General features: G+C 55.2%; 19 protein-coding genes, 3 tRNA genes and 1 pseudogene. 9 read left to right on the forward strand and 14 right to left on the reverse strand.

The features are described 5' to 3' along the window. Nucleotides 1-592: 592 nt before the first annotated feature. The 5 genes from opgB to C7M51_RS21175 form a co-directional block, all read right to left on the reverse strand. On the reverse strand, nucleotides 593-2,884 hold the full coding sequence (opgB, locus tag C7M51_RS21155) for a phosphatidylglycerol--membrane-oligosaccharide glycerophosphotransferase (protein ID WP_160623430.1): 2,292 nt from the start codon (nucleotides 2,882-2,884) through the stop codon (nucleotides 593-595). A 146-nt stretch (nucleotides 2,885-3,030) separates the two neighbouring features. Next, nucleotides 3,031-4,530 (reverse strand): FGGY-family carbohydrate kinase, encoded by a 1,500-nt coding sequence (locus tag C7M51_RS21160; RefSeq protein ID WP_160623431.1) that lies wholly within the window; start codon nucleotides 4,528-4,530, stop codon nucleotides 3,031-3,033. Nucleotides 4,531-4,585: 55 nt separating this feature from the next. After that, on the reverse strand, nucleotides 4,586-5,425 hold the full coding sequence (locus C7M51_RS21165) for a class I fructose-bisphosphate aldolase (RefSeq protein WP_160623432.1): 840 nt from the start codon (nucleotides 5,423-5,425) through the stop codon (nucleotides 4,586-4,588). Continuing rightward, nucleotides 5,409-7,187 carry a glycerol-3-phosphate dehydrogenase/oxidase gene (locus C7M51_RS21170; RefSeq protein ID WP_244323777.1) on the reverse strand — a complete coding sequence of 593 codons (1,779 nt, stop codon included), beginning with the start codon at nucleotides 7,185-7,187 and terminating at the stop codon, nucleotides 5,409-5,411. Before C7M51_RS21170 ends, C7M51_RS21165 begins: the two co-directional genes overlap by 17 nt. A 156-nt stretch (nucleotides 7,188-7,343) precedes the next feature. Continuing rightward, nucleotides 7,344-7,733: a tautomerase family protein gene (locus tag C7M51_RS21175; RefSeq protein WP_160623433.1), complete on the reverse strand. Its 390-nt coding sequence runs from the start codon at nucleotides 7,731-7,733 to the stop codon at nucleotides 7,344-7,346. 112 nt (nucleotides 7,734-7,845) lie between these two features. Here C7M51_RS21175 and C7M51_RS21180 point away from each other — a divergent pair, with 112 nt between their 5' ends. Beyond that, nucleotides 7,846-8,781, forward strand: a complete 936-nt coding sequence (locus C7M51_RS21180) for a LysR family transcriptional regulator (protein ID WP_160623732.1) — start codon at nucleotides 7,846-7,848, stop codon at nucleotides 8,779-8,781. A 132-nt stretch (nucleotides 8,782-8,913) separates the two neighbouring features. After that, nucleotides 8,914-10,458: a methyl-accepting chemotaxis protein gene (locus C7M51_RS21185; RefSeq protein ID WP_160623434.1), complete on the forward strand. Its 1,545-nt coding sequence runs from the start codon at nucleotides 8,914-8,916 to the stop codon at nucleotides 10,456-10,458. Between the two features lie 107 nt (nucleotides 10,459-10,565). On the opposite strand, the gene C7M51_RS21190 is transcribed toward C7M51_RS21185, so the two are convergent. From C7M51_RS21190 to C7M51_RS21210, 5 genes and pseudogenes are all read right to left on the reverse strand, one after another. Beyond that, on the reverse strand, nucleotides 10,566-11,972 hold the full coding sequence (locus C7M51_RS21190) for a PepSY-associated TM helix domain-containing protein (protein ID WP_160623435.1): 1,407 nt from the start codon (nucleotides 11,970-11,972) through the stop codon (nucleotides 10,566-10,568). Nucleotides 11,973-12,015: 43 nt separating this feature from the next. Beyond that, nucleotides 12,016-12,459, reverse strand: coding sequence for a DUF2946 domain-containing protein (locus C7M51_RS21195; protein WP_244323778.1), 444 nt, complete (start codon nucleotides 12,457-12,459; stop codon nucleotides 12,016-12,018). Nucleotides 12,460-12,560: 101 nt separating this feature from the next. After that, nucleotides 12,561-13,019 (reverse strand): YbaK/EbsC family protein, encoded by a 459-nt coding sequence (locus C7M51_RS21200; protein WP_160623436.1) that lies wholly within the window; start codon nucleotides 13,017-13,019, stop codon nucleotides 12,561-12,563. A gap of 100 nt (nucleotides 13,020-13,119) precedes the next feature. Then, nucleotides 13,120-13,914: a siderophore-iron reductase FhuF gene (gene fhuF, locus C7M51_RS21205; protein ID WP_160623437.1), complete on the reverse strand. Its 795-nt coding sequence runs from the start codon at nucleotides 13,912-13,914 to the stop codon at nucleotides 13,120-13,122. 365 nt (nucleotides 13,915-14,279) lie between these two features. Further along, a pseudogene (locus C7M51_RS21210) lies at nucleotides 14,280-15,379 on the reverse strand (diguanylate cyclase). Nucleotides 15,380-15,615: 236 nt separating this feature from the next. On the opposite strand from C7M51_RS21210, the gene C7M51_RS21215 reads away from it, so the two are divergent. Next, entirely contained in the window at nucleotides 15,616-15,900 is a 285-nt protein-coding gene (locus C7M51_RS21215; protein WP_160623438.1) for a DUF1435 domain-containing protein, read from the forward strand. A gap of 141 nt (nucleotides 15,901-16,041) precedes the next feature. On the opposite strand, the gene C7M51_RS21220 is transcribed toward C7M51_RS21215, so the two are convergent. The 4 genes from C7M51_RS21220 to rsmC form a co-directional block, all read right to left on the reverse strand. Further along, nucleotides 16,042-16,128 (reverse strand) — tRNA-Leu (locus C7M51_RS21220). A 26-nt stretch (nucleotides 16,129-16,154) separates the two neighbouring features. Continuing rightward, a tRNA-Leu gene (locus C7M51_RS21225) sits at nucleotides 16,155-16,241 on the reverse strand. Between the two features lie 34 nt (nucleotides 16,242-16,275). Continuing rightward, a tRNA-Leu gene (locus C7M51_RS21230) sits at nucleotides 16,276-16,362 on the reverse strand. A 152-nt stretch (nucleotides 16,363-16,514) separates the two neighbouring features. Continuing rightward, nucleotides 16,515-17,546, reverse strand: coding sequence for a 16S rRNA (guanine(1207)-N(2))-methyltransferase RsmC (rsmC, locus tag C7M51_RS21235; protein WP_160623439.1), 1,032 nt, complete (start codon nucleotides 17,544-17,546; stop codon nucleotides 16,515-16,517). A 216-nt stretch (nucleotides 17,547-17,762) separates the two neighbouring features. Here rsmC and C7M51_RS21240 point away from each other — a divergent pair, with 216 nt between their 5' ends. From C7M51_RS21240 to tssK, 6 genes are all read left to right on the forward strand, one after another. Next, nucleotides 17,763-18,185, forward strand: coding sequence for a DNA polymerase III subunit psi (locus tag C7M51_RS21240; RefSeq protein WP_160623440.1), 423 nt, complete (start codon nucleotides 17,763-17,765; stop codon nucleotides 18,183-18,185). Further along, entirely contained in the window at nucleotides 18,145-18,585 is a 441-nt protein-coding gene (gene rimI / locus C7M51_RS21245) for a ribosomal protein S18-alanine N-acetyltransferase (RefSeq protein ID WP_160623441.1), read from the forward strand. Before C7M51_RS21240 ends, rimI begins: the two co-directional genes overlap by 41 nt. Nucleotides 18,586-18,630: 45 nt before the next feature. Beyond that, the gene (yjjG, locus tag C7M51_RS21250) at nucleotides 18,631-19,311 is read left to right on the forward strand and encodes a pyrimidine 5'-nucleotidase (protein ID WP_160623442.1); all 681 of its coding nucleotides are present in this window, start codon (nucleotides 18,631-18,633) and stop codon (nucleotides 19,309-19,311) included. A gap of 918 nt (nucleotides 19,312-20,229) precedes the next feature. Further along, entirely contained in the window at nucleotides 20,230-20,733 is a 504-nt protein-coding gene (locus C7M51_RS21255) for an SH3 domain-containing protein (protein ID WP_167522397.1), read from the forward strand. Nucleotides 20,734-20,759: 26 nt separating this feature from the next. Continuing rightward, nucleotides 20,760-21,284, forward strand: a complete 525-nt coding sequence (tssJ, locus tag C7M51_RS21260; protein WP_160623444.1) for a type VI secretion system lipoprotein TssJ — start codon at nucleotides 20,760-20,762, stop codon at nucleotides 21,282-21,284. 12 nt (nucleotides 21,285-21,296) lie between these two features. Next, nucleotides 21,297-22,640, forward strand: a complete 1,344-nt coding sequence (gene tssK / locus C7M51_RS21265) for a type VI secretion system baseplate subunit TssK (RefSeq protein WP_160623445.1) — start codon at nucleotides 21,297-21,299, stop codon at nucleotides 22,638-22,640. Nucleotides 22,641-22,651: the final 11 nt, after the last annotated feature.

The raw sequence follows: 22,651 nt of genomic DNA on the forward strand, positions 1-22,651 counted from the left end.
TTTTTTAAAGATTTAAGTTTTCTGCCGTGTTACGGCGAAAATAAAACTAGCACAGCGGTGAACGGCTAAATTGTGATCGGGCGCGGATATAAACGCTCAGGTAAGCACCATTATCTGTTGATTAGATAATAAGTTTTAATAAAGATTTAAGCAGGGCTGGGGTTGTTTTTTAATATTGATGGGCTGCCGTTGAGCATTTCTTTATGTATTTGGTTAAAGTGAATTTTTAATATTAAAGCGTAGTTTTTATTTAAAAAACAGTCTGGTTCGGTTACAGCGTTGCCAGAAAAAAAAGGATTTATTTTGGCGCTTTCATTTAATTATATTTTTCAAACGCCTCTCTTCTTAAGCTGTGACGCAATAATTTTGCTAAATAAATATCAATTGTTGAACGAAATTGTACGGCAGTTAGTTATTCTGCCGGTTTGAAACGGGGTGATAGCGTAAAAACGATGGATTAGCGAAAAAGATCCGGTTGCGGTTTTTTCGCCTTGCTTTTGTTATCAGCATCAGGGAGCAGAGAAAGCGCAGGCGATGGCAAAACAGCCATCACCATGCACGGAAGGTGACTGAGCGGTAAAAAACCGCGCGATTATTCGGTTACCGTTACCACCTTGATTTCTACCAGCCCGATGCCCAGCTTGCGTGGCGCCTGGCCGATAATATTTCCCTCGTTTGACAGCTGTGGTTCTGGCGGCGTAATCACCAGCTGGCGGCTGCCGTCGGTATTATTACCCTGTAGCGTTACCGTTGTGACCTCGTGCGTTAAGGTAATGGCCTGCTGCCATGCGCCAACCCGTACCTGAACCGGACGCTGGGCGTTGGGGCCGAACGCTTTCGCCCGGATAAGCAGCCTGAAGCGCGGCGGCAGCGGATCGCGATAATCAATGGTTACTTCCGGTGCCAGATTAGCATTCGACCAGCGCCCCCAGGCTTCCGGACGCGAGATGCCGTTAAACTGCATCACCGTCTGCGGCGCACCCGGCACATCGAACCTGAAGCTCTCTGCCTGATAGCGAATGTCGTTGTCGGCAATTTTCAGCAGGGCGATGTTCTGCTGACGGCGTGCCTCATCCAGCGGCTGCTGGGGTATCCGTACCTCTCCCTGCCATATCGGTTTGTCGATATGCTGCACCAGCGGCTGTGCGCCGAGCTGACCCTGCGCGGCGCAAAGATCGGTGGAGAGCGCCAGCGCAGGCTGCCACAGGCGCGCCATTTTAAAGCAGCGGTCAACCCAAACGAATTTGTCATCGGCGGCAAAATCGGCGAGCTGGAAGCGCAGCGGCGCGGCGTATTCGCCTTCCGGCAGCGGCTCCACCTTATCCTTACCGATTCTGAGCAGCAGCGGCAGGCTAAAATGCGCGCCGGAGAAGCTGATGCTGTTTTTCGTGCTGTCGACGCTAAAGCGGTCGATATGTCTGGGGAATCCCCACAATTGAATCACGTCCGGCTTCCACGTCAGCACCTTTTTCTTCATATCGAACTGCTCCGACAGCGAGCGATCTGACAGTGAACTGCGTCCCAGGCCGATAGCCTTATCGCCGCCGAGCAGATCCAGCACGGTTGCGCCATTGTCCAGCGAGCTACGCTTCATGGTTAGCAGCTGCGGCTGCGCCCGATCGCCGCGGATAATCATAAACAGGTTATCGCGCTGGTGGGCGTTAAGGAATTTCCACGCGCTGTTGTTCATCGCCAGATGATCGGACGACACCACAATCAGGGTATTTTTCGCCCACGGCGAGGAGAGAATACGATCGATCAGGCGCGCAATATGCTGCTGGCTACAGGCGACGGCGCTGAATGACTGGTTGGGCTTGCCTTCGTAACGGTAGCTTTTTCGATCGCAGCCGCGTGAGATAAAGCCGTCCGGGTGGTGCGTATCCACCGTCAGGGTAAACAGGGCGAAGGGCTGTTTCTGCTGCGACAGTTGCTCAAACTGCTGCCACACCTCATCCATCACCGTATCGTCATAGAAGCCCCAGTTATTGCGGTAATCAGGATCGGCTACGCGGCTTTTCAGCTCCTCCAGACCATACAGGTGGTCGATGCCGTGCGAGCGGAGGAACGTGTCTTTACCGGCGAAGCGCAGATCGGCACCCTGTATAAACCAGGTCTGGTAGCCGGAATTTTTCAGCACGTCGCCGAGGCAAATATTTTGCGGAAAGAAGCTGGCAAGCGAGGCTGAGGCGTTGCCTTCAAAAGGCGCGAACAGCGGAATGCCGCACTGCGAAGCCACCATCCCGGCGATGGTATATTCGGTGCCGGGTAGCTGCTCGGTCTGTGAGAAATCGAGCGCCTGCTGCTGCTTCAAATGGCTCAGCTCCGGCGCCAGGCCAGGAAAAGCCTGCTCATCAAAATAGGTTCGTTCCAGGCTTTCGCCATAGATATAAACCAGGTTTAGCCTGGGATTGGCTATCTGCTTTTGCGGCACATGATACCAGCGGGCAAAATCACCGCCCTCTGCTGGCGCGGGTGCGATCACCAGATCGGTAACCTGTTGCCAGGCGGGCGCGGTTTTTATCGATGCGATCGCCAGCAGCAGCGCCAGCAGACTGTAGCCGACGTGGTGTGGGCGATGACCGCGCCGACGCAGCAGCCATGACAGCAGGCAGAACACCAGAAACAGCGCCAGCAGCAGGCCAATGCCGGGCAGGACATATTTACTGACGCCTGCGCCGGTCAGGCTGTTGGTCAGGGTATAGATTACCGCGTCATTAATGCCCTCGCCGGTGAAATAGTTGCTGGCGTAGAGTGCGGCGTTAAGTACGATAAACAGCCCAAGCACCAGCAGCTGCGCCAGATACCAGAAGCGGTTGCGCCCGGCCTTGCAGGCGTAAATCACGATCGACGCGACAAACAGGATGACTGAAAACCATTCGGACAACGGAAATTCCTCACGCGAAAGCTGGCTGCGGCAAGCGCGCCAGAATCGCTTTCATGACAGGGAGAGAACGGAATTTTTTCAATCTATCCTGACTGTCACATTGCTGCAACATGCCATATCACAACTGTTACGTAAGGCAGATAAATTCAGACGTTGATGGCGGCATCGTGCCAGAGATCGTCCATCGCCAGCTCCAGTTTTTTAAACATCTGATAGCGGGTGGCGTGGAAAGCATGGCGTGATGCATCCGGCAGCAGCACGCCAGGATTCAGCCTTACCGCCTGCGCCACGCCAGCCGCCAGGTGCGGCCACAGCCCGACGCCAACGCCCGCACAGATGGCAGCACCCAGCGCGCCGGTTTCGCTACAGGTGGCGACGCGAATCGGAATGCCCAGTACATCAGCAAACATTTGCGGCCAGACGCAGCTGCGCGCCGCGCCGCCGGAAAGGATCGCCTGGCTGAACGGAATACCGGCGGCGTGCAGTCGATCGATATGGGCGCGATGGGCAAAGGTGACGCCTTCAAATAGCCCAAACAGCATATCGGCGCGGGTATGCCAGCCGCCAAGTCCGTAAAATCCCGCCTTTGCCGGGCCCGCCTTGCGGCCTGAGTAAAGATAGGGATGGTAGAACGGTAGCTGCATATCGGGTTTCACCTGCGCCACCAGATCGCTGCTGCGCACCGCGCCTTCGCCGCCGCGCCCGTCATCAAACTCACGCACGAACCAGTCGAGGTTGGCGGCGGAGGTGGCGCTGGCCTCAATCGCCATAAAACGATCGCGTTCAATCATCGAATTCATAAAAACCGGCCGCTGATACTCCGGCTTCTCCACCACCACCTGATTGATGCTCCAGGTACCCGCGACAATTGAGGCGTCACCGCAGTTGACCACGCCGGAGCCTACCGCGCTCGCCACCACGTCGAAGATGCCCGCTACTACCGGAATCCCCACCGGTAGCCCGGTAAGGCTGGCGGCGTGCGGCGTCACCTGGCCCACCACCGCACAGGATTCATGCAGCGGCGGCAACAGCGGCATCGCCGCTTCCAGTCCGTACAGCGCCATCAGCACTTCGCTGTAGCCGCGCCTGGCGTAATCGATCAGGCCCGCGCCCGCCGCATCGGAGTAGTCGGTAGCGATTGCGCCGCAAAGAAAGTGATTGATAACATCTTTGGCGCACAGAATATGACCGATGCGGGCGTAGCGCGCCGCATCATGCTGTTTCAGCCAGCTAAGCAGCACCGGCGTTGCCGCAGGCCAGGGTTTTTGTAGCGAACGCTGCCAGATAAGCTCGGCGTTGCCCTGCTGCTCTAAGGCGCTTACCAATGATGCGGCGCGCATATCAATCGACTGAATGCCCAGCAGCGGCTGCTGTCGCTTATCCAGCGCGTAGAGCCCGTTGCCGTGTCCGGCGGCACCCACCGCTGCCACGCGTTGCGCGTGATGACCCGCCTGCTGCAAACAGGCACGCACCGCCAGCTGCACGCCTTGCCATACGTCCTCAATCGGGCGCTCCGCGTAGCCGGGCTGTGGCTGACGGGTTTCACCAGCACAGCCCGCTACCGACAGCACCTGGCCGTCGCTGTCGAACAGCACCGCTTTAATCATGGTATTGCCAGCATCGATGCCGAGTAAGCAATGGCTCATCTTCACTCTCCGGGTTGCGATCCGCTGGCGCACCGCTTACGCGCCGTGATAACCGTCAGGCGCTATGGTAAATTTCCAGCGCTTCCGCACCGCTCGCGCCCTGGTGAATAATCGCCATCAGCGCCTTGACCACGCGTGAAGGGTTATCATGCTGATAGACGTTGCGGCCATAAACCATGCCCGCCGCGCCCTGCGCCATCAGCGCCGCGCTTTTTTCCAGCACTTTCCCCAGCTCGCCTTTACCACCGCCGCGTACCAGCGTCGGGCAGCGCGCCGCTTCCACCACGCGATGAAAGTCTTCCGGGTTTTCCGTTGGATCGGCTTTGATGATATCGGCACCCAGCTCACGCGCCAGGCGTACCAGCGGCACGATCTGGCGCACGTCACCCAGCGATCCGTAGGCTGGCCCCTGGCCCGCCGCCGCCATCACCAGCGGCTCGATCATCAGCGGCATGGCATATTTATCGCAGGCGTGGCGCAGGCGACCGATATTCTCAACGCACTGGCGGAAGATGCCCGGTTCGTCGGGGATCTGGTAGAGATTGACCACCACCGCAGCGGCATCCATTTGCAGTGCCGCCAGGATCGGTGCTTCCGGGTTATGCAGCACCGCCCACATTTCACGATGGCGCACGGCGTTATAGGCGTTGCCGACGTCGGTACGCAGCACCAGCGCTGGTTTAGGCGTTTCCGCCTGCTGTAACAGACTGGCCTGACCGTAATTGACCTGAATGGCATCTGGCTGAGCGGCGATCAGATTGCGCATGACGCCCTCAATATCCTCCAGCCCAACCAGAAAATCAGGCTCGTTAGCGATGCCGTGATCGATAGCAACATCAAGGCATTTTCCCTGACTGAACAGGCGCTTCAGGCGTACTTTATCGCTGGCCGACATGCAATTCTCCTGTGGAGTAATAAGGGGAGGGCGAAGCTAAACGCAGGCCGGAGACGCCGTGCAGACGTGCCAGACGCGCCAGGGTCACCTCAAGCTGCTGCTGGCGTCCGGCATCGCTCCAGTTCATCTCCTGCGCCATCAGATGAGCAATTTCTGCCATCAGCGGTGGGGTAAGCTCGCCGCTGATACCCAGCGCGGTGCGCCGCAGCAGCAGATCTTCCAGCATTACCACCTGCTCCTGCTGGATCAGCCAGCGCAGCTCGGTATCGCTGTAGTCGGCATGATGCTGTAATGGCTGCTCATCCTGTTCGGCGATCAGGCGCAGCAGCGGCACGGCACGGGTGCCGTAGCGTTCGATCAGCCGATCGATACGCGTTTCTGACACCCGGTATTTCTCATGTAGCTCAGCGATCCAGCTGGCGCGACGTTCGCGGCAGGGAAAGTTGCGCCCGCCGCCGATCGCCATCTCCTCTGTCGATCGCTGGCGCTGTTCGCCCAGCAATTTCAGCACGCGATCCGCCGCCTGCTCGCCGAAGCGGCGGAAGGTGGTCCATTTGCCGCCAACCAGGTTCAGCACCGAGAAATCGCGTGTGGCGTCCGGGGGAAGGTAGACCAGCGAGTGATTGCGCGTAATGCGCCCGCTGACCGCCGTGTCGCTGGTGGGCAGGGGACGCACGCCTGCGAAAGTGTAAAGCACATCGTCGTCGCGCACGTCGATATGCGGAAAAACAAAGCGTAGCGAATCGAGGATGTAACGCTGTTCTTCCGGCGTACAGGCGATATCGTCCGGGTTATCCACGCGAATATCGGTGGAGCCCACCAGCACTTTGCCGTACCAGGGAAACATAATGCAGACGCGTCCATCCTGGTTTTCGTAATAAACCATTTCATCGCGCAGCTCGGCCAGCAGCGCCGGGCTGTCAACGATCAGGTGCGATCCTTTGGTGCCACCGATCAGTTTGGGCGCTTCCGTGGGCAGCAGCTGATGATTGATCCTGTCGATCCACGCACCGGCGGCGTTAACCACAATATGCGGCTCCAGGGTGAAGCTTTCCCCGGTAAGGCGATCGCGTAGCGTGACCCGTTCGCCGTTGCTCTCTTCCAGGCTGAGGTAGTTAAGCGCCAGCGCGTTTGCACTGCTGTTCTCCGCGTCCAGCACCAGCTCGACGCCCAGCCGCTCCGGTGCTTTAATCCAGGCGTCGTAGTAGGTGGCGCTGTATTTCACCCAGTCGGCGAAGCTGGGCCAGCGCGCGCGCGTTTCGGCGCGGTTATGCAGGCGGTGGCGCGGCATGCTGCCGTGCTGGCGAGTGTAGAGATCGTAAAGTGACAGGCCGGTTTTTAACAATAGCGCACCGCGTCTGGTGGGCTTTTCGCCCAGTCTCAGAAAGCGTTTGCTGGCGTTAACCAACCCGCCGCCCCAGCTGTCAACAGGCACCGTGGTACGCAGCGGCGCAACGTAGTGCGGGGCGTTTTTCAGCAGCCGGTCGCGCTCCTGCACCGACTCTTTGACCAGATCGAATTCGCCGGTTTCCAGATAACGTAATCCACCGTGGATCATGCGCGACAGCGCGCCGCTTGCCGCCTGGCACCAGTCATCCTTTTCAATCAGCACCACCGGGATGCCCTGTAACGCCAACTCACGGAAGGTACTGATGCCATTAATACCGCCGCCGACAATCAGGACCGGCAGATGATGTCGCTGGCGCAGCACGGCAAGTTTTTCTTCGCGGCTGCGCTTTACCACCACTTCCTGTTTTCGCATGGTTCTCTCCTCTGCCAGCCACGGGGTGGACTGGCCTGGCGTTAACTAATTGCTCCTGCAATTATTTTCGCCGTGGGAGAAGAGGGCAAAGAATGCGCCGTCTAAAATACGTATCTGTGAGCCGGATCGATATTATCCGCTGCCTTTGGCTTACCGTTACAGCTCGCCGGTCAGGTATTGCGCCGAGCCGTTAGCGAAGCTCCAGTCGCCCTGTTGGTTGTTGATAAAGCTGATCATCAGATCGCTACCGCCGATACCGCAGCTGCTCTCCAGCTCGCGTGCCAGCTCGGCCATAAAGTATTGCTTCTGCTCGCTGCTGCGTGGGCTGGTATAGACGCGCACCAGCACCAGACGATCGCTGCGCGTCAGGCCCAATCCGGTATCTTCGAAAACCATCTGGTATTTTTTATTCTCGTGAACGATCTGATAGCGATCGCGCTGTGGAACCTTAAACGCTTTCAGCACTGCGCGATGCGCAGCGTCGAGCATGGTTTTTATCTCACTTTCCGAACGGCCTTCAATCAGATCAAATTGCAGTAAGGGCATGGTTTTCTCCCGGTTGATGGACAGTTAACAATCTCTGCTTACTATCCTGGACGCTTAATACCCGAAGAAAAAGCGCTATAGTTAAACGCATTGTTTACTATTTTGAACAATCATCATGAAAGCAAAAACGGACGCCTTATGGCTGCACCTGCATTGGCTGACGGTGTTGGCGGAGCAGGGGAATTTTACGCGCGCGGCGGAGCGCCTCGAAGTCAGCAAAGCGGCGATGAGCCAAAAAATTAAACAGCTGGAGACGCTGGCCGGTGTGCCGCTGGTGCAGCGTACCACGCGCAGCGTGCGGCTGACCGAGGCGGGAGAGAAACTGGTGCAGGCGCTGCGAGCGCCCTTTGCCGAAATTGAGCAGAGCTTTTTTGCCGTACGCGATAGCAGCGGGCCGCTGCGTGGGCTGGTACGGATAACGGCACCGGTCGCTTTTGCGCGTCAGCAGCTACGGCCACATATCCGCGAATTTTTGCGCCTCCACCCACAGGTGCGTATTCAACTGGAGGTGACCGATCGCCTGGTATCGCTGGCCAGCGAAGGATTCGATCTGGCGATTCGCCACAGCCGGACGCTGCCGGAAACTCACGTCGCCCAGCTGCTGTGCGATACCCGGACGCTACTGGTGGCTTCGCCCGGCTGGCTGGCGGCACACGGCGAACCGCAGCATCCCAGCGAGCTGAGCCGCCATGATTGCCTTTACTATCCGCGAGGCACCGAGCCGCCGCGCTGGCGTTTTAGCGATGCGGCGCAGCCGCAGCAGGAGATTGTAGTTAACGTTAGCGGCCCGTTTGCTACCAACAACAGTGAATCCATTCGTGATGCCGCGCTGGATGGTTTGGGCATTGCGATGCTGCCCGATTTCAGCGCGCGCCAGGCGCTGGAAGAGGGAAGGCTGCGTCAGCTGTTACCGCAGTGGCACATTATGGGGGCGTTTGCCAGCCACGTGTGGCTTGTGCGCCCGTGGGCTGCTCGCGTTCCGCGTGCGGTAACGGAGCTCAGCCGCTGGTTACGGCAGCGTTTTCAGCTGGAAAATAATGATTGCTGAAAATTTCATCTGGCTCACATTTTGAACGATCTGTCGAAAATTTCGTTAAAGTTTTAATGGGGTGCTGCCGATTAGCTTTATTAAGCTCCTACAAAAATAACTAATTTTCAATAACCAAGACAAGGCCGTCTAATGAGCAACCAGCAGCACGTTACCCAACAGGCTTATCAGTTCGATGAAGATACTACGCTGATGAGCACCACCGATGAACACAGCTATATCACTTACGCAAACCAGGACTTCGTTGAAGTCAGCGGCTACGATCGTGCTGAATTAAGCGGGCAGCCGCATAATCTTGTGCGCCATCCCGATATGCCGAAAGCCGCTTTCGCTGATTTATGGGCGACATTGAAAATGGGGCGGCCCTGGACTGGGCTGGTAAAAAATCGGCGTAAAAATGGCGATCATTACTGGGTGCGGGCGAACGTAATGCCGATGATCCGCAACGGCAAGATCACCAGCTATATGTCGGTACGCATTAAGCCGGAAGATGAAGAAATCGCCGCGGCGCAAACGCTTTATCAGCAGATGCGTGAGGGCAGGCTGCGTGGCTGGCGGCTGCATCAGGGATTACTGTTGCGTAGCGGCTGGCTCAGACCGCTCTCCTGGTCAAAAACGCTGCCGCTGCGCTGGCGTATTCGCAGCGGCGTTATATTTTGCTGGCTGGGCATCGGTGCCAGCGCGCTGACGGCAGGGATTCAGGGCATGTCGCTGGCTATGTTCGGTGGCCTTTCGCTACTGGTGGCGCTGCTTACCTGCGGCTGGCTGGAGCAGCAGATTTCGCGCCCGATGGAAAAAGTGTACAAGCAAGCGCTGGACGTGGCGAGTGGTGCTTCTCATAAGGCTGAGCATCTCGATCGGGTAGATGAAGTCGGCATGACGCTACGAGCGGTTAACCAGCTTGGGCTGATGTTCCGCTGGCTGGTGCAGGACGTGCGCGATCAGGTTATGAATGTGCATCAGGCCAGCGACGAGCTGGCGATGGGCAATGAAAAAATTTCCGATCACACCGAGCAGACGGCGGCCAGCGTGCAGCAAACGGCGGCGGCGATGCATCAGATGACTGCCGCGGTTAACGTCAACGCACAAAGCACCGAACAGGCTAACGACTGGTCAATCACTGCCAGTAACGCAGCGGTGCGCGGCGGTGAGGTAATGCAGCAGGTCGTCGTCACCATGGATGAAATTGCTGAAAGTTCGAAGCAGATTGCCTCTATAACCGGGCTAATCGACAGCATCGCTTTCCAGACCAATATTCTGGCGCTGAACGCGGCGGTTGAAGCTGCCCGCGCCGGCGACCAGGGCAAAGGATTTGCGGTAGTGGCGGGTGAGGTGCGTAATCTGGCGAAGCGTAGCGCCAGCGCCGCCAGCGATATTCGCCAGCTGATTGAGGCCAGCGTGCTGAAGGTGGAGTCGGGTGCCGGTCAGGTGCATCAGGCGGGCCAGACGATTAGCGATATCGTGGAGAAGGTGCAGAACGTGACGGAGATGCTACAGCAGATCAGCACCGCCACGCGCGAACAGGAGGCGGGTCTGAACGAAGTTGGCAAGGCGGTAGAAGATTTGGATCGCATCACGCACCAAAACGCCTCGCTGGTTGAGGAGGGATCGCAGGCATCCACGCGCATGAAAAACCAGGCGCGGCTGCTGGTGGATGCGCTGGAGGTCTTTCGTTAATCGTTAAGCCTTCGCCCGAAGGTTTGCTTACAGAAACGAGCGGTGATAAACCGCCGTACTCCAGTAACGGCGGCTGGCGTATTTTTCCGCCAGCCCGCCCGCCAGAGCTATGCCCGCTGCGCCTGATGCCAGCGCCAGGCATCCAGCAGTAAAAATCCCACCAGGCTGATGCCCATCAGCGGCAGGCTAAAAGCCAGCGCAACCGCTATTACGGTAAGTAAAAAGCGCAGGCTGAGGCTGATACGTCGCCAGGCCCAAATCAGCGTTTCCGCCGGATGATGGCGCGGCTGAGCCGGACGGCGCAGCCACCAGAGGCGGTAGCCCAGCGCGATCAGCACACATAGCGCGATACCAAACAGCGCCAACACCAGCTGGTTTGCCAGACCAAACAGAATTCCCATGTGTGCATCAACGCCCCAGCGCGTCAGCTTCGCCAGCAGTCCGAACTGAGCAAACTCAACTTTATCCGTAACGCTAAAAGTATGCGGATTCACCGCCACGCTATCACCCTGCGTTGGCCAGTGGCGGTCGATTTCGCTGACAAGCCAGGCCCGATCGGTTTCCGCTGCGGGGCGAATTTCCACCTTTGCGGCATCAATGCCGCTGGCGCGAGCGGCGGCGAGTACACCGTCAAACTGTGCGGCACTCAGCGGCGCGCCCGGCGCGTGGTGCATCGTCTGTCCGTGATGCCCGGCATGCTCATCCATCACCATTGGCGCAGTGCTGGCATCGAGCCGGAGATCGACAGCAGGCGTCAGCCAGCCATAATGCGCGCGCAACGTGTTGATATTGTCGCCCACCCAGCGTGACCAGGTCAGGCCGGTAGTTGAGAAAAACAGCAACCCAGCCAGCAGCACAACGCCCAACGTGCCGTGCAACGTGCGCATTTTCAACAAACGCCGGGTACGTGAAGCGCGCCCGGTTTTTGCCTGACGTGGCGTGCGCTGAACCGCCCAAAGCAGCAGGCCGCCCAGCGCCGCAACCCATAACCAGCTGGCAGCCAGTTCGCTGTAGTTGCGGCCAATGTCACCCAGTAGCAGGCTGCGATGCAGATAATCGAGCGTGGTGCGCAGCGGCAGAATACCGCTGGTGCCATATACCGTCAGATCGCCACGTACCGCCAGCGTAACGGGATCGATGAAAACCGCACGGCTTTCTGATGGTGCGCTATCCGCAAAGCGGAACATCACCCGCGTGGTGTCGCCCACGGCAGGTGCGGGACGCACCGCGATAATCTGCGTTTCCTTGCCTGCGTAACGCAGGGCAGAATCAATCTGAGCTGAAAGTGGCTGAGCCGGGCCACGGCTCTCGCTGGTTAGCGCCTCGGTATAAAGGTAGTTTTCCAGCTGCGGCGTCATAACATAGAGCGTGCCGGTCAGCGCGGCGACAAAAATAAAAGGGCCGATAAACAGGCCGATGGTGAAATGCAAACGGCGCATCAGTTGCAGGAAAGCCTGACTGCTTTGCGTTTTCTCAGCCTGTGCCAGCGCCGTCGGCACGGTTTTTTCCGACATAATGATTCCTTTACCCGCGAACGGGCATTAAAAAGTGGCAGGGTTAAACGAGCGGGAGCGCGTTAACCGGTGGCCCACGCGGACGGAACCAGATGGGAATCCAGCGGGCGATAAACGGCTGTAGCTGGAGCGGAGCGGCGGGTATAGCGGCCTGTAGCAATGACCAGAGCGCAGGCGGTTTGAAGGAATCAAGCGGCAGATGAATCAGCAGCAGACAGTAGCCGCAGGCGCTGTCATCCATGAGCGACACAGAATGATGCCAGGAGTGGCTTTCCGTAGCGCTGGATGTCTCCGTCATCGCTGACATAGTGCTGTGATGGTGAGCAGATATCGCTGGCGCGGCATCATGCATCATTGCTGACATACCGCCACGCTGCGCCATCAGCGATTTAGAAATCACCGGAGCGATAAACAGCAGCAGCATAGCCAGTAACGCCAGCATGGCGGGCAGACGGCTGCGGGCGACAGCGAAATGGATCAGCGACACGGAAAGCCCTGTAAAAAAATAACTGCGCAATTGTACGCGATGCGCAGGAATAGAAATAATTTTTTTACATTAAGGCACGGTATTTATCTGCCGCCGCGTTTTTACTGACAGACGTCAACCCACTGCGCATCGGTAAGCGCCGCCATCTGGTCTGGCGAAATGCGCACCGCGCTATGGATGGCACCCGCTGCGGGCAGCACTTCGTTAAAGCGCTTCAGGGAGATATCGCAATATACCGGCAGCGGGTATTCAAGACCAAAAGGACAAACGCCGCCGGGGGGATGTCCGGTCCAGTTCAGCACCTCATCGGTAGTTAACATGCGAGCTTTCGCGCCCAACGTCTCTTTTAATTTACGGTTGTCGAGGCGCAGATCGCCGCCGGTCACGATCAGGATAACCTGCTCTTTTACCTTCAGCGACAGGGTCTTGGCAATTTGTCCCGGTACCACTCCATGCGCTTTGGCGGCAAGCTCAACGGTTGCCGTACTCTTATCCAGTTCGATAATGGTGATTTCAGGGGCGCGCTCGGCAAAGAACTGCCGTACAGACTCCAGGCTCATGCTGCTCTCCACAATAAACGAAGCTGACAAAGCTGCCATAATCAACGGAATCTGTAAATGTCAGACGGCGGTAAAACCCGCCGAAAGGAAGGAAAGAGGCTCAGACTGACTTCAGCGTGCAGTCGCCGCAACGATCGACATCAGGCAGACGATAACGCTGACAGCAACTGCGGCGCTGCATTCCGCCATCGCGCGGAATAACGGTGCGGTACAGAGGATTATCGCTGCCGTCCAGCAGATGGCGCGAGAAAAACAGCGCGTGTTCCAGCGCCAGCAGCGTCGCTTCATCCACCCAGCTTTTCATTTCGCCCAGGAACCAATGCATCAGGTAGCCGTTGTTATTCCAGATGAGCTTAGCGTTAATGCCGCCGTGCTGGGCAATACCCTCTACCGCAGGGATCAGGTGGCGCTGGATCAGACGATCGATACGCTGTGGCGCATTCAGATAGTGCGCCTCTTCGTCTTCCCGCACGTCGAGCCAGAATTTTGCCGGGCGTCCGCTCTCATGAAACTGCACATGAAAATGTTGCAGCGAGCAGTCAAGCGCGCGCGTCTCCATTATCAGGGCCAGCATCATCGGCGGCACTATCAGGCCAAAATACCACTGCGCCCACAGGGATTGCAGCGGCTTATCCTCACGCGCCATATCGGCATGGTTGCGATAGATATCATCGCCATAATTCGCCATCAGGCGCGTAAAGTGCGCACTCTGCGCCCATTCGGCCTGGATTAACGTATCGGCAGGCGCGGCTTCGTCCAGCGTAAGAAAGTCAAGAAACCAGGCGCGATGCTCACGGAACAGATTATGCAAAGCGCTGCTAAGCGAGCTGTCGCGCTGCATAAAGATGACCGGGAGTGAACCGTTTTGATAAGCCTGACGCGTAGCAATGGCCATAGGGCTTCCTGTTGTGAGCGACTACCGAACGTAGATAAGAAGACAAATGATAATCGTTCTTGATTGTATCCAGGAAGCAATGCGCTGGCAAGCGGGCGCACAAAAGCTATGTGGCGGCGGCACGTAAAATCAAATAACCCGCTAAATTTTCGGGGTTAACTTTCTAGCCAGCGGTAGCCGGTGGATAAAAAGCGCGGCGGCGAGGTTATGATTAACCTGAACCGCCCGTCATTATTTCATCATGCGCTAATTAAGCTTTTCTGTTATTACGTCAGGGAGAAAGCAGGATGCAAGAATTACGGTAATTTGTATTAAGGTAAAATAAATTATCACCCCTGAATATTTTTTAATTAATGCACTACGTTTTAAATTAAATCAGCGGGCTGAGAAATTGGGGGCGCTTCACAAATTTCATCCCAGGAAAGAATGGTATTTCTGCCCCGGTTTTTTGCTACATATAATGCCCGGTCGGCATTGGCGATTGCCTGTTCGGCATCCTGTTCAATTATTGGCGCAATACCCGCGCTAATGGTTACGTGCGTAGAAACCAGATGGTTAAAATGGTGGGGAATTCCCAGGTCCAGCACATGCTGGCGTATACGTTCGGCCAGCCGCATGGCAATCGCTGCGTTCACGTTGGTTATTAATACCAGAAATTCTTCGCCGCCGTAGCGGGTGACGACGTCGCGCGAACGTACCGCATCGCGTATTGCTACAGATACCCGCGCCAGCGCCTGATCGCCCATCGCGTGACCATAGTTATCGTTGTAGGCTTTGAAGTTATCGATATCGAGCAGCATTACAAAATGGCTACCGGCGTGACTATTCAACAGGCTTTCGAGCCGGTTTTTCAGGCCACGTCGGTTATACAGGCCGGTTAATGGATCGAGCATGCTCAGATCGCTCCAGGTCTGCTTTTCTTCATACAGCTGGAACAGCAGCCGACGCGTGAAATGGTCGCTACGCCGCTGCATCAGGCTTTGCAGCGTAAAGCCGATCAGCGGTAGCGTAATAGTAAACAGCAACGTCAGTGAATGCTGACCGCGATCGAGCGTCAGCACCGCCAGAGAAGGGGGGGCAATATGCAGGCAAAACGCCAGCAGATGTTCGCTCAGAGAGATGGCGCTGATAAAAAAAACGGTCATCAGGCTGATTAACAGAAAGCCGCCATCAAAATAAAAAACCAGTGCGCTTTTATGCACAATCAACCATGCCCACAGCGATCCCATAATAAATGCCGTCAGGGATAATAACGGTCTTTTAGTATCGGGCTGTATCAGGATAAACGCTAACAATAATAAACTTAATGCCACGATAAGCGTTGCTGGCAGAGAAAACGAAAGGTTTTCTCCTTTGTTTATCGGTAACATAAAAAAAGTGAGGTCGCCACGTTTAAAAAAAGAAACAGCATCAAAGACAGGCGATATTTGCTGTGAAGCAATTCTTCATAGGTCTGTAATTTCATTTTTTATGCACTCGGAACGGCCCCGAAAATTCAAAGCGCCACTGCCAGAGTAAAAGTTACCCTGGTGATGATTTTGAGCGGTTATTATTATCTTATTAAATAAGAATAATCCTGGCAATCTACCACTTTATAACTGGTCTGTCATCTTCGTGTATAAAGTTTCATCACAAGATGTGTGCAAAATGATAAAAATTATCATATGATATTGGTAATCATTATCATTTGTGGTGGTGGATATGTTGATGGCAATTATGGCAGCCTGCGGACTGTGGGGTGTAAGCTGGGCGATGGGAAAACGGTTACAGGGGGCGTGGAGCGTTATTTTACCCGGCGCGCTGATGCCGGTTGTGGCCTCAATCAACCTTTCTTTTAGCCAGTGGCGCTGGCTGCTGGTTGTGGCGCTGCTCTCAACGGCGGCAATGCTGTTTCATCATCGGCTGCGTCGTTATCTGTTGTTGCCTTCCTGTATTGTGCTGGCAGGCGTCATGGCGGTGATATCGGTGAATACCGGCGGACTGTAAGCAACCGTGACGGGATGGCAAGTTAACGGGAGTGGATGCGGCTCGTTTACGGAGAAGCAGACAGGGCTGTCGTGCCGGAAGGCGCGAGATATAAACCTGAAGGGATAATAAAAAGAGAGAAAAACGAAGGGATGACAATATTGGTGCGAAGAGAGGGACTTGAACCCTCACGTCCGTTAAGACACTAACACCTGAAGCTAGCGCGTCTACCAATTCCGCCACCTTCGCATAACATTGTCTTCATATCACCGCATTGGTGCGAAGAGAGGGACTTGAACCCTCACGTCCGTTAAGACACTAACACCTGAAGCTAGCGCGTCTACCAATTCCGCCACCTTCGCGCAGATGCTGTGCGATATGAATTTTCGTGGTCTTTGGTGCGAAGAGAGGGACTTGAACCCTCACGTCCGTTAAGACACTAACACCTGAAGCTAGCGCGTCTACCAATTCCGCCACCTTCGCGTTCCAACAATGCTTTGCAGCACTGTAACCACGGAGGCGGATTTTGGAGATTTTTACCGGGGACGTCAACAGATATTTCTTCACTCTGTTGCGTTTGCTGTAAAAAACAGCATATCCCCCGGAAAATGACGTATTAATCGCCGCAGTCCGACTTAGCGGGTGCGGGCTGCGCGTCCCCAGACGGCTCGGTAAACTTTAAAACGTCCGGTTTGCGCCAGCACTTCATGCTGACCGAAGGTTTCATCCAGCGCCTGCGCGTAGGGCAGGAAGGCGTTTGCCACCAGCCGTAGCTCGCCGCCGTTGTTAAGGTGCTGGGCTGCGCCGCGAATCAGAGTGCGGGCCGCATCAAGGCTGGTCTGCATCCCTTCATGGAACGGCGGGTTGGAGATGATCATATCGTAGCGCCCGGTGACGTCTGAATAGACGTTACTGGCGAACACCTCACCTTCCAGCTGGTTTGCGGCCAGCGTCGCCTGACTGGCGGCCAGCGCGGCGGCGTCCACATCGGCCAGCCACAGGCGAACCTTTGGTGAATGGCGAGCCAGCAGCGTAGCCAGTACGCCTGCCCCACAGCCGATATCCAGCACTTTACCTTTGGTATGCGGCGTAAAGGTAGAAAGCAGCAGGGCGCTACCGGTATCAAGACCATCGCGGCTGAACACGCCCGGCAGCGTTTTGATGGTGCAGTCTTCGATGGTGTATTCGTCCCAGAAGGCGTCAGCATCGAAAGCAGGCTGCTGTGTCAGTCGTCCATGATACAGACCGCAGCGGCGCGCGCTGTCAATTTTGTCCAGCCTGGCCCATTCCTCCAGCATTCCCTCAGCGCTGCGTACGCCGCTACGATTTTCGCCGATCACAAAAATATCGCTGCCGACCGGCAGCAGCGACAGCAGGTTTTGCAGCTGAAACTGTGCTTCCGGTTTACTCTTCGGCCAGTAATAGATCAGGGTATCGCACTCTGCTACCGCTTCCGGCGTGGCGACCAGACCGAACTGCGCGCGATCGCCCATGCTGCGGCTTAATGATTGCCAGTGATGATAATATTGTGTGTGAACGCGGCTCAGCCCGGTTTCCAGCTGGGCGGGCAGGTCATCCTGCAAATCACCGGCAAACAGCACACGGCGTGTTTGCCATTCATCACTGTGGCGCAGGATCACTTCACTCGCCGGGGTAAAAGCAGACATCAGATAGCTCCTCAGAAATCAGAGCGCAGAGTATAGTGGTTTGTTAGCGCTTGTTCGATGAGTTTGCTAGCATATGCGCGTCATCGTGTAGGTTGCAGAAATGTTAATGTTAAAGGTTCACTTCGGCTGCCCGCTTGGGTAAGCTGTTGCGGTGCCTTCTGCAACCGCAGTTATTTAGGTTACAGCGCGGCATAAAAGAGCGTAACGGGAATTTCTATGTCATCCAGACGTGACTGGCTACTACAGCAAATGGGCATTACGCAATATAAGCTGCGGCGTCCGCGCGCGTTAAAAGGGGAAATTGCCATCACGCTGCCGCCGGATACCCGTCTGCTTATCGTGGCGGATATTCCTCCTGGCACCGAGGACCCCCTGGTGAGCGATGTGCTGCGCGCGCTGGCGATTGCGCCGCAGCAAACGCTGAGCGTAACGCCGGAACAGTTGGCTATGCTGCCTGAAGATCGCGCCTGCGCCAGCTGGCGTCTGGGCACCGATGCGCCGGTAGCGCAGCAGGGTCCACACCTTTCCACGCCGCCGCTTGAGGCGCTCTATTTTGACGCCGGAGCGAAACGCGCGCTCTGGCAGCAAATTTGTGAATATGATGTCGATTTCTTTACTCACGCCGAACGATCTTCCTGAAGCGCTCGCCATTGAACGGCGCAGCCACGCTTACCCGTGGACAGAGGCGACCTTCGCCAGCAACCAGGGCGAACGCTATCTTAATTACCGTCTGGATCTGGATGGCCGCATGGCGGCATTTGCGATTACCCAGTGGGTACTGGATGAGGCGACGTTGTTTAATATTGCCGTCGATCCTGCCTGCCAGCGTCGTGGCCTGGGTAAAGCCCTGCTGAACCATTTGATTGAGCAGCTCCAGCAGCGCGATATTTTCACTCTGTGGCTGGAAGTTCGTGCTTCTAACCAGGCGGCAATCGCGCTCTATGAACAGACCGGCTTTAACGAAGTCTCGGTGCGCCGAAATTATTACCCGGCACCTCACGGCAGGGAAGATGCTCTGATTATGGCGCTCAGCCTGTAGAGGCTGGCGCAGGAGCGCCCTGAAGTGCCGTAACAGGAGAGGGCTATGCTACAAAACTGGGACTGGATCCTTTTTGACGCTGACGACACGCTGTTTCACTTCGATGCGTTTGCCGGGTTACAGCGGCTGTTTAAAGATTACGACGTTGAGTTTAGCAACGACGATTATGATGAGTATCAGGCGGTTAATAAGCCCTTGTGGGTGGATTATCAGAACGGTGCCATCACCGCTTTGCAGCTACAGCACCAGCGTTTTACCGGCTGGGCGGAAAAACTCAAGGTATCGCCCGATGAGCTGAACAGCGGTTTTCTTTCCGCAATGGGTGAGGTTTGTGTACCGCTGGAAGGCGCGGTAAATCTGATGAACGCGCTGAAAGGCAAGGTCAAGATGGGCATCATCACTAACGGTTTTACGGCGTTACAGCAGGTACGTTTACAGCGCACCGGCTTTCGTGACTATTTCGATCTGCTGGTTATCTCGGAACAGGTGGGATACGCCAAGCCCCATCCGGCGATTTTTGACTATGCGTTGGAGAAGATGGGTAACCCGCCGCGTGAGCGTGTACTAATGGTGGGGGATAACCCCGATTCAGATATCCTCGGTGGCATCAATGCCGGACTGAAAACCTGCTGGCTTAACGCCGATGGGCGCGAGCGGCCTGCCGCTATCATACCTGACTGGCAGATCGGTTCACTGCACGAACTACAATTGATTCTTGTTTCTTAAGTTTTAGTGACAGCGTATTTCAGGGTTATTCACTAAACAGGCGGCTATATAGCCGCTTTTTTATTGTTCATTTCTTTTATCACAGCATCCAATGCTAAAAGTTATTTTTAGCGACGTTTTTTTTCCTCCATTCCGTTTTATTCCGATCCAATAATAAAAAAATTTTCCCTATAAAATTGCGCTTGATTTAGCCATAAGTGAAAGCAATCGGTAAATAAGTAAAACTTTTCTGATGTTTTATAGGATTATTCCCTCTGAAAATTTTAAGATTATTCTCATTTTGTGACTTGTGTCTTAATAAAGAATTCCTAATGTAATTTACGCTAAACGCGCCCCGTTGAATTCTCGCAAAGACTATGTAAACTTGCGCGAAACAGAGACGTCAATAGCTAAAAAGACGAAATACGAGATGCAAAGGTTAATCTCGTGCGGTAGCTATTGCTCTGATTGAATAATATTTAATGATTGAATTATAAGGAAATTTATTTATTTTGCTGCTAATTATATTTTGAGTGAAGGTATAACCTGTAACTGCTTGTTGCTAAAGTAATATTAACGATTTCCATCAGTGAATATGGGGAATCTTGTCAAAGATCTCAATTAATCATTGAGAAATACTCATTATACATCAGGGCTGGTAAGACGAAATCGACGTTCTTGCTGGCGCTTCCTTAAAATATATTGAGCAAATTGCCCGTTTGCTAAGTTGTATATCCCTTCATATCGGACAGAAATACTTTTTAGTTCTGGTTTAGTCTTCGTGGCTAATTTGCTTTTTACTATTTTTTAAAATGGAACTGCTGGCATTGGCTGTTACTTTTTCAGCGTCGGTCAGCTTACGTCACACTCTCGTCCATTTTTATTCGTCCGTTCAGTTAGATTTTGTTAATTAATTGAGACAAGTTCATGAGGATCATGGTGAAAATACAAATAGCATTAACTCTGCTTTTGGTTCTTAGTATTACCGGTTGTAAAACGACACCGCCCATCACTGATGACACCATCGTTACCAGCACCGTGGGTGACGTTAAGCTTACCCACCGTTACGCGGTTACTCCGCCAAAAACCTTTACGCCAATTAATGAAGAGTATCGTGCGCTGTATAACGCCTCGGTAATGAGCCGTCCTGACTTCGGCGGCAAGCTGGTGCGCTATCTGGAGAATGCTGAGCGTTATAAGGTACTGGGCGCGGTAGAGAACAACTGGTTAGCCATTGCGGAACTGGATAAAGAGCAGCTGCTGGGTTATGTGCCGCTGCGCGCCGTGGTGAAAAGCGATCTGTATGAAAAAACGATTAAGGCGGATCAACGCCGCAGGCGCACGCGCAGCACCACGCCGGCTAAGAAAAAGAACTGCATTGCGGTTGATGGCACCAGCAGGGCGTGCCAGAACAGCAGCAGCGGCACCTGGATTATTGACTAACCGCACGTTGATAACGGTAATCCATTATGAAAATAACCTATTTTCCGCGTCTGGCTAAACAGATGTTTTGCCTTGTTGCGCTTACCCTGCTGGGCGGCTGTAGCTTTTTTTTTGGCAGCGAGCCCTCCCGTTACGCGCTGTTTGTGCAGGCGCTTCCACCGGTTAATGATTCTGCGCCGCTGAAGCTTAAGGTAATGGTACTGAAATCGGATGCTGACTTCATGTCAGCAGACTTCTATTCGCTGCAAAACAACGCCGCTGCTGTGCTGGGCAGTAACCTGCTCAGTAACGAGCAATTCTTCTTTATGCCCGGCCAGCTGAAAAAAACGCTTAGTGGACAGCTTCTGCCAGAAGCGCGCTATATCGGTGTAATGGCTGAATATCAGTCGCTTAATGGTAAAAAGTGGCGTCTCTCTTTGGCGTTGCCGTCGCCGGGCGATACCTCTCCTGGCGAAGGCTGGCAGCAAAAATCAGATACCTTGCAGACCCGCATTGTCGCTGATCAACACGGCGTGCGCGTCGCAGGCAAGAAAGAATTACTGCCTGAATAACGGAAAGTCACTATGAACAAAGCAGAAAAGGTGGTCTGGAGCGAAGGCATGTTCCTGCGCCCTCATCACTTTCAGCAGTCGGAAAGCTACCTGCAAAGCACGCTGCGCGACTGGGGTTTTGCCCAGCGAGCCTGGCTGTGGGGATTTATCGATCTGGAATTTGACGAGGCGATGCTGCGTCAGGGCAAAATTGCGCTCAACAGCGCCAGCGGCCTGCTGCCGGATGGCACCCACTTCTCCTTCCATGATTCGCGCCAGGCACCTGCGCCGCTGGAAATTGCCGATAACCAGACCAACGTAAAAGTTGTGCTGGCGCTACCAGCGCGGCGCGGCGGGCGTGAAGAGGTGATCTTTAGTGAGGCGGCGGATTCGCTGGCGCGCTATCTCAGCTTTGAGCAGGAAGTGGATGACTGTAATGCCGTTTCCATCGGCCCGGCGGTGGTGCAGTTTGGCAAAATGCGCCTGAAGCTGATGCTGGAGAGCGAATTGACCGCGGAATGGACCGCCGTTGGCGTCGCTCGCGTGATAGAAAAACGTAGCGACAAACAGCTTCGGCTCGACAGCAATTACATTCCGCCGATGCTTAACGCCATCAATAACCCCCAGCTGCTTGACTACCTGAACGACATCCATGGGCTGCTGGCACAGCGCAGCCAGCAGATCGCCCAGCGTTTGCAGCAGCCGGGGCGCTTTAACACCGCCGAAATGGTTGATTTCATGCTGCTGGCGTTAATCAATCATCACCTCGGACTGGTTTCTCACCTGAAAAATACGCCACTGCTGCATCCCGAACGGTTGTTCAGCGACTGGCTGGCGTTTGCCACGGAGCTTTTCACCTGGACGCCGCAGCGTACGCCGGAGGCGGTACTGCCGCGCTATGACCATGACGATATAGCCCTTGGTTTCAGCAAGCTGATGCTGATGCTGCGCCAGGGACTGTCGCTGGTGATGGAAGAGAGCGCAATCCAGCTGCCGCTGACGGAACGCTCGCACGGTCTGAATGTGGCTACCGTTCCTGAAGCATCAATGGTACGTGAGTTCGGCTTTGTGCTGGCGGTACGTGCCAACGTGCCGGGTGAAGCGCTGCAAACACACTTCCCGGCGCAGATGAAAGTCGCGCCAGTAACCAAAATCCGCGATCTGGTACAGCTACAGCTGCCGGGGATGGTGCTGCGCGCCATGCCTACCGCGCCGCCACAGATCCCCTGGCACGCCGGCTACAACTATTTCGAGCTGGAGAAAGGCGGGGAGTTATGGAAAGAGATGGAAAGGTCAGGCGCGTTTGCGCTTCATCTGGCCGGTGAGTTCCCCGGCCTGGATATGGAATTCTGGGCTATTCGCAGCCAGTCCGTCTGAAACGTTAGGAA

This window comes from Mixta intestinalis (genome assembly GCF_009914055.1).
GTDB classification, from domain to species: Bacteria; Pseudomonadota; Gammaproteobacteria; order Enterobacterales; family Enterobacteriaceae; genus Mixta; species Mixta intestinalis.

Bases quoted from the DNA above. Each gene is read 5' to 3' on its own strand.
- C7M51_RS21190 (WP_160623435.1), bottom strand. From the start codon at position 11,972: ATGTCGGAAAAAACCGTGCCGACGGCGCTGGCACAGGCTGAGAAAACG.
- yjjG (WP_160623442.1), top strand. From the start codon at position 18,631: ATGCTACAAAACTGGGACTGGATCCTTTTTGACGCTGACGACACGCTG.
- tssJ (WP_160623444.1), top strand. From the start codon at position 20,760: ATGAAAATAACCTATTTTCCGCGTCTGGCTAAACAGATGTTTTGCCTT.
- C7M51_RS21185 (WP_160623434.1), top strand. From the start codon at position 8,914: ATGAGCAACCAGCAGCACGTTACCCAACAGGCTTATCAGTTCGATGAA.
- C7M51_RS21215 (WP_160623438.1), top strand. From the start codon at position 15,616: ATGTTGATGGCAATTATGGCAGCCTGCGGACTGTGGGGTGTAAGCTGG.
- C7M51_RS21165 (WP_160623432.1), bottom strand. From the start codon at position 5,425: ATGTCGGCCAGCGATAAAGTACGCCTGAAGCGCCTGTTCAGTCAGGGA.
- C7M51_RS21160 (WP_160623431.1), bottom strand. From the start codon at position 4,530: ATGAGCCATTGCTTACTCGGCATCGATGCTGGCAATACCATGATTAAA.
- rimI (WP_160623441.1), top strand. From the start codon at position 18,145: ATGATGTCGATTTCTTTACTCACGCCGAACGATCTTCCTGAAGCGCTC.
- C7M51_RS21240 (WP_160623440.1), top strand. From the start codon at position 17,763: ATGTCATCCAGACGTGACTGGCTACTACAGCAAATGGGCATTACGCAA.
- tssK (WP_160623445.1), top strand. From the start codon at position 21,297: ATGAACAAAGCAGAAAAGGTGGTCTGGAGCGAAGGCATGTTCCTGCGC.
- rsmC (WP_160623439.1), bottom strand. From the start codon at position 17,546: ATGTCTGCTTTTACCCCGGCGAGTGAAGTGATCCTGCGCCACAGTGAT.
- fhuF (WP_160623437.1), bottom strand. From the start codon at position 13,914: ATGGCCATTGCTACGCGTCAGGCTTATCAAAACGGTTCACTCCCGGTC.
- C7M51_RS21170 (WP_244323777.1), bottom strand. From the start codon at position 7,187: ATGCGAAAACAGGAAGTGGTGGTAAAGCGCAGCCGCGAAGAAAAACTT.
- C7M51_RS21175 (WP_160623433.1), bottom strand. From the start codon at position 7,733: ATGCCCTTACTGCAATTTGATCTGATTGAAGGCCGTTCGGAAAGTGAG.
- C7M51_RS21200 (WP_160623436.1), bottom strand. From the start codon at position 13,019: ATGAGCCTGGAGTCTGTACGGCAGTTCTTTGCCGAGCGCGCCCCTGAA.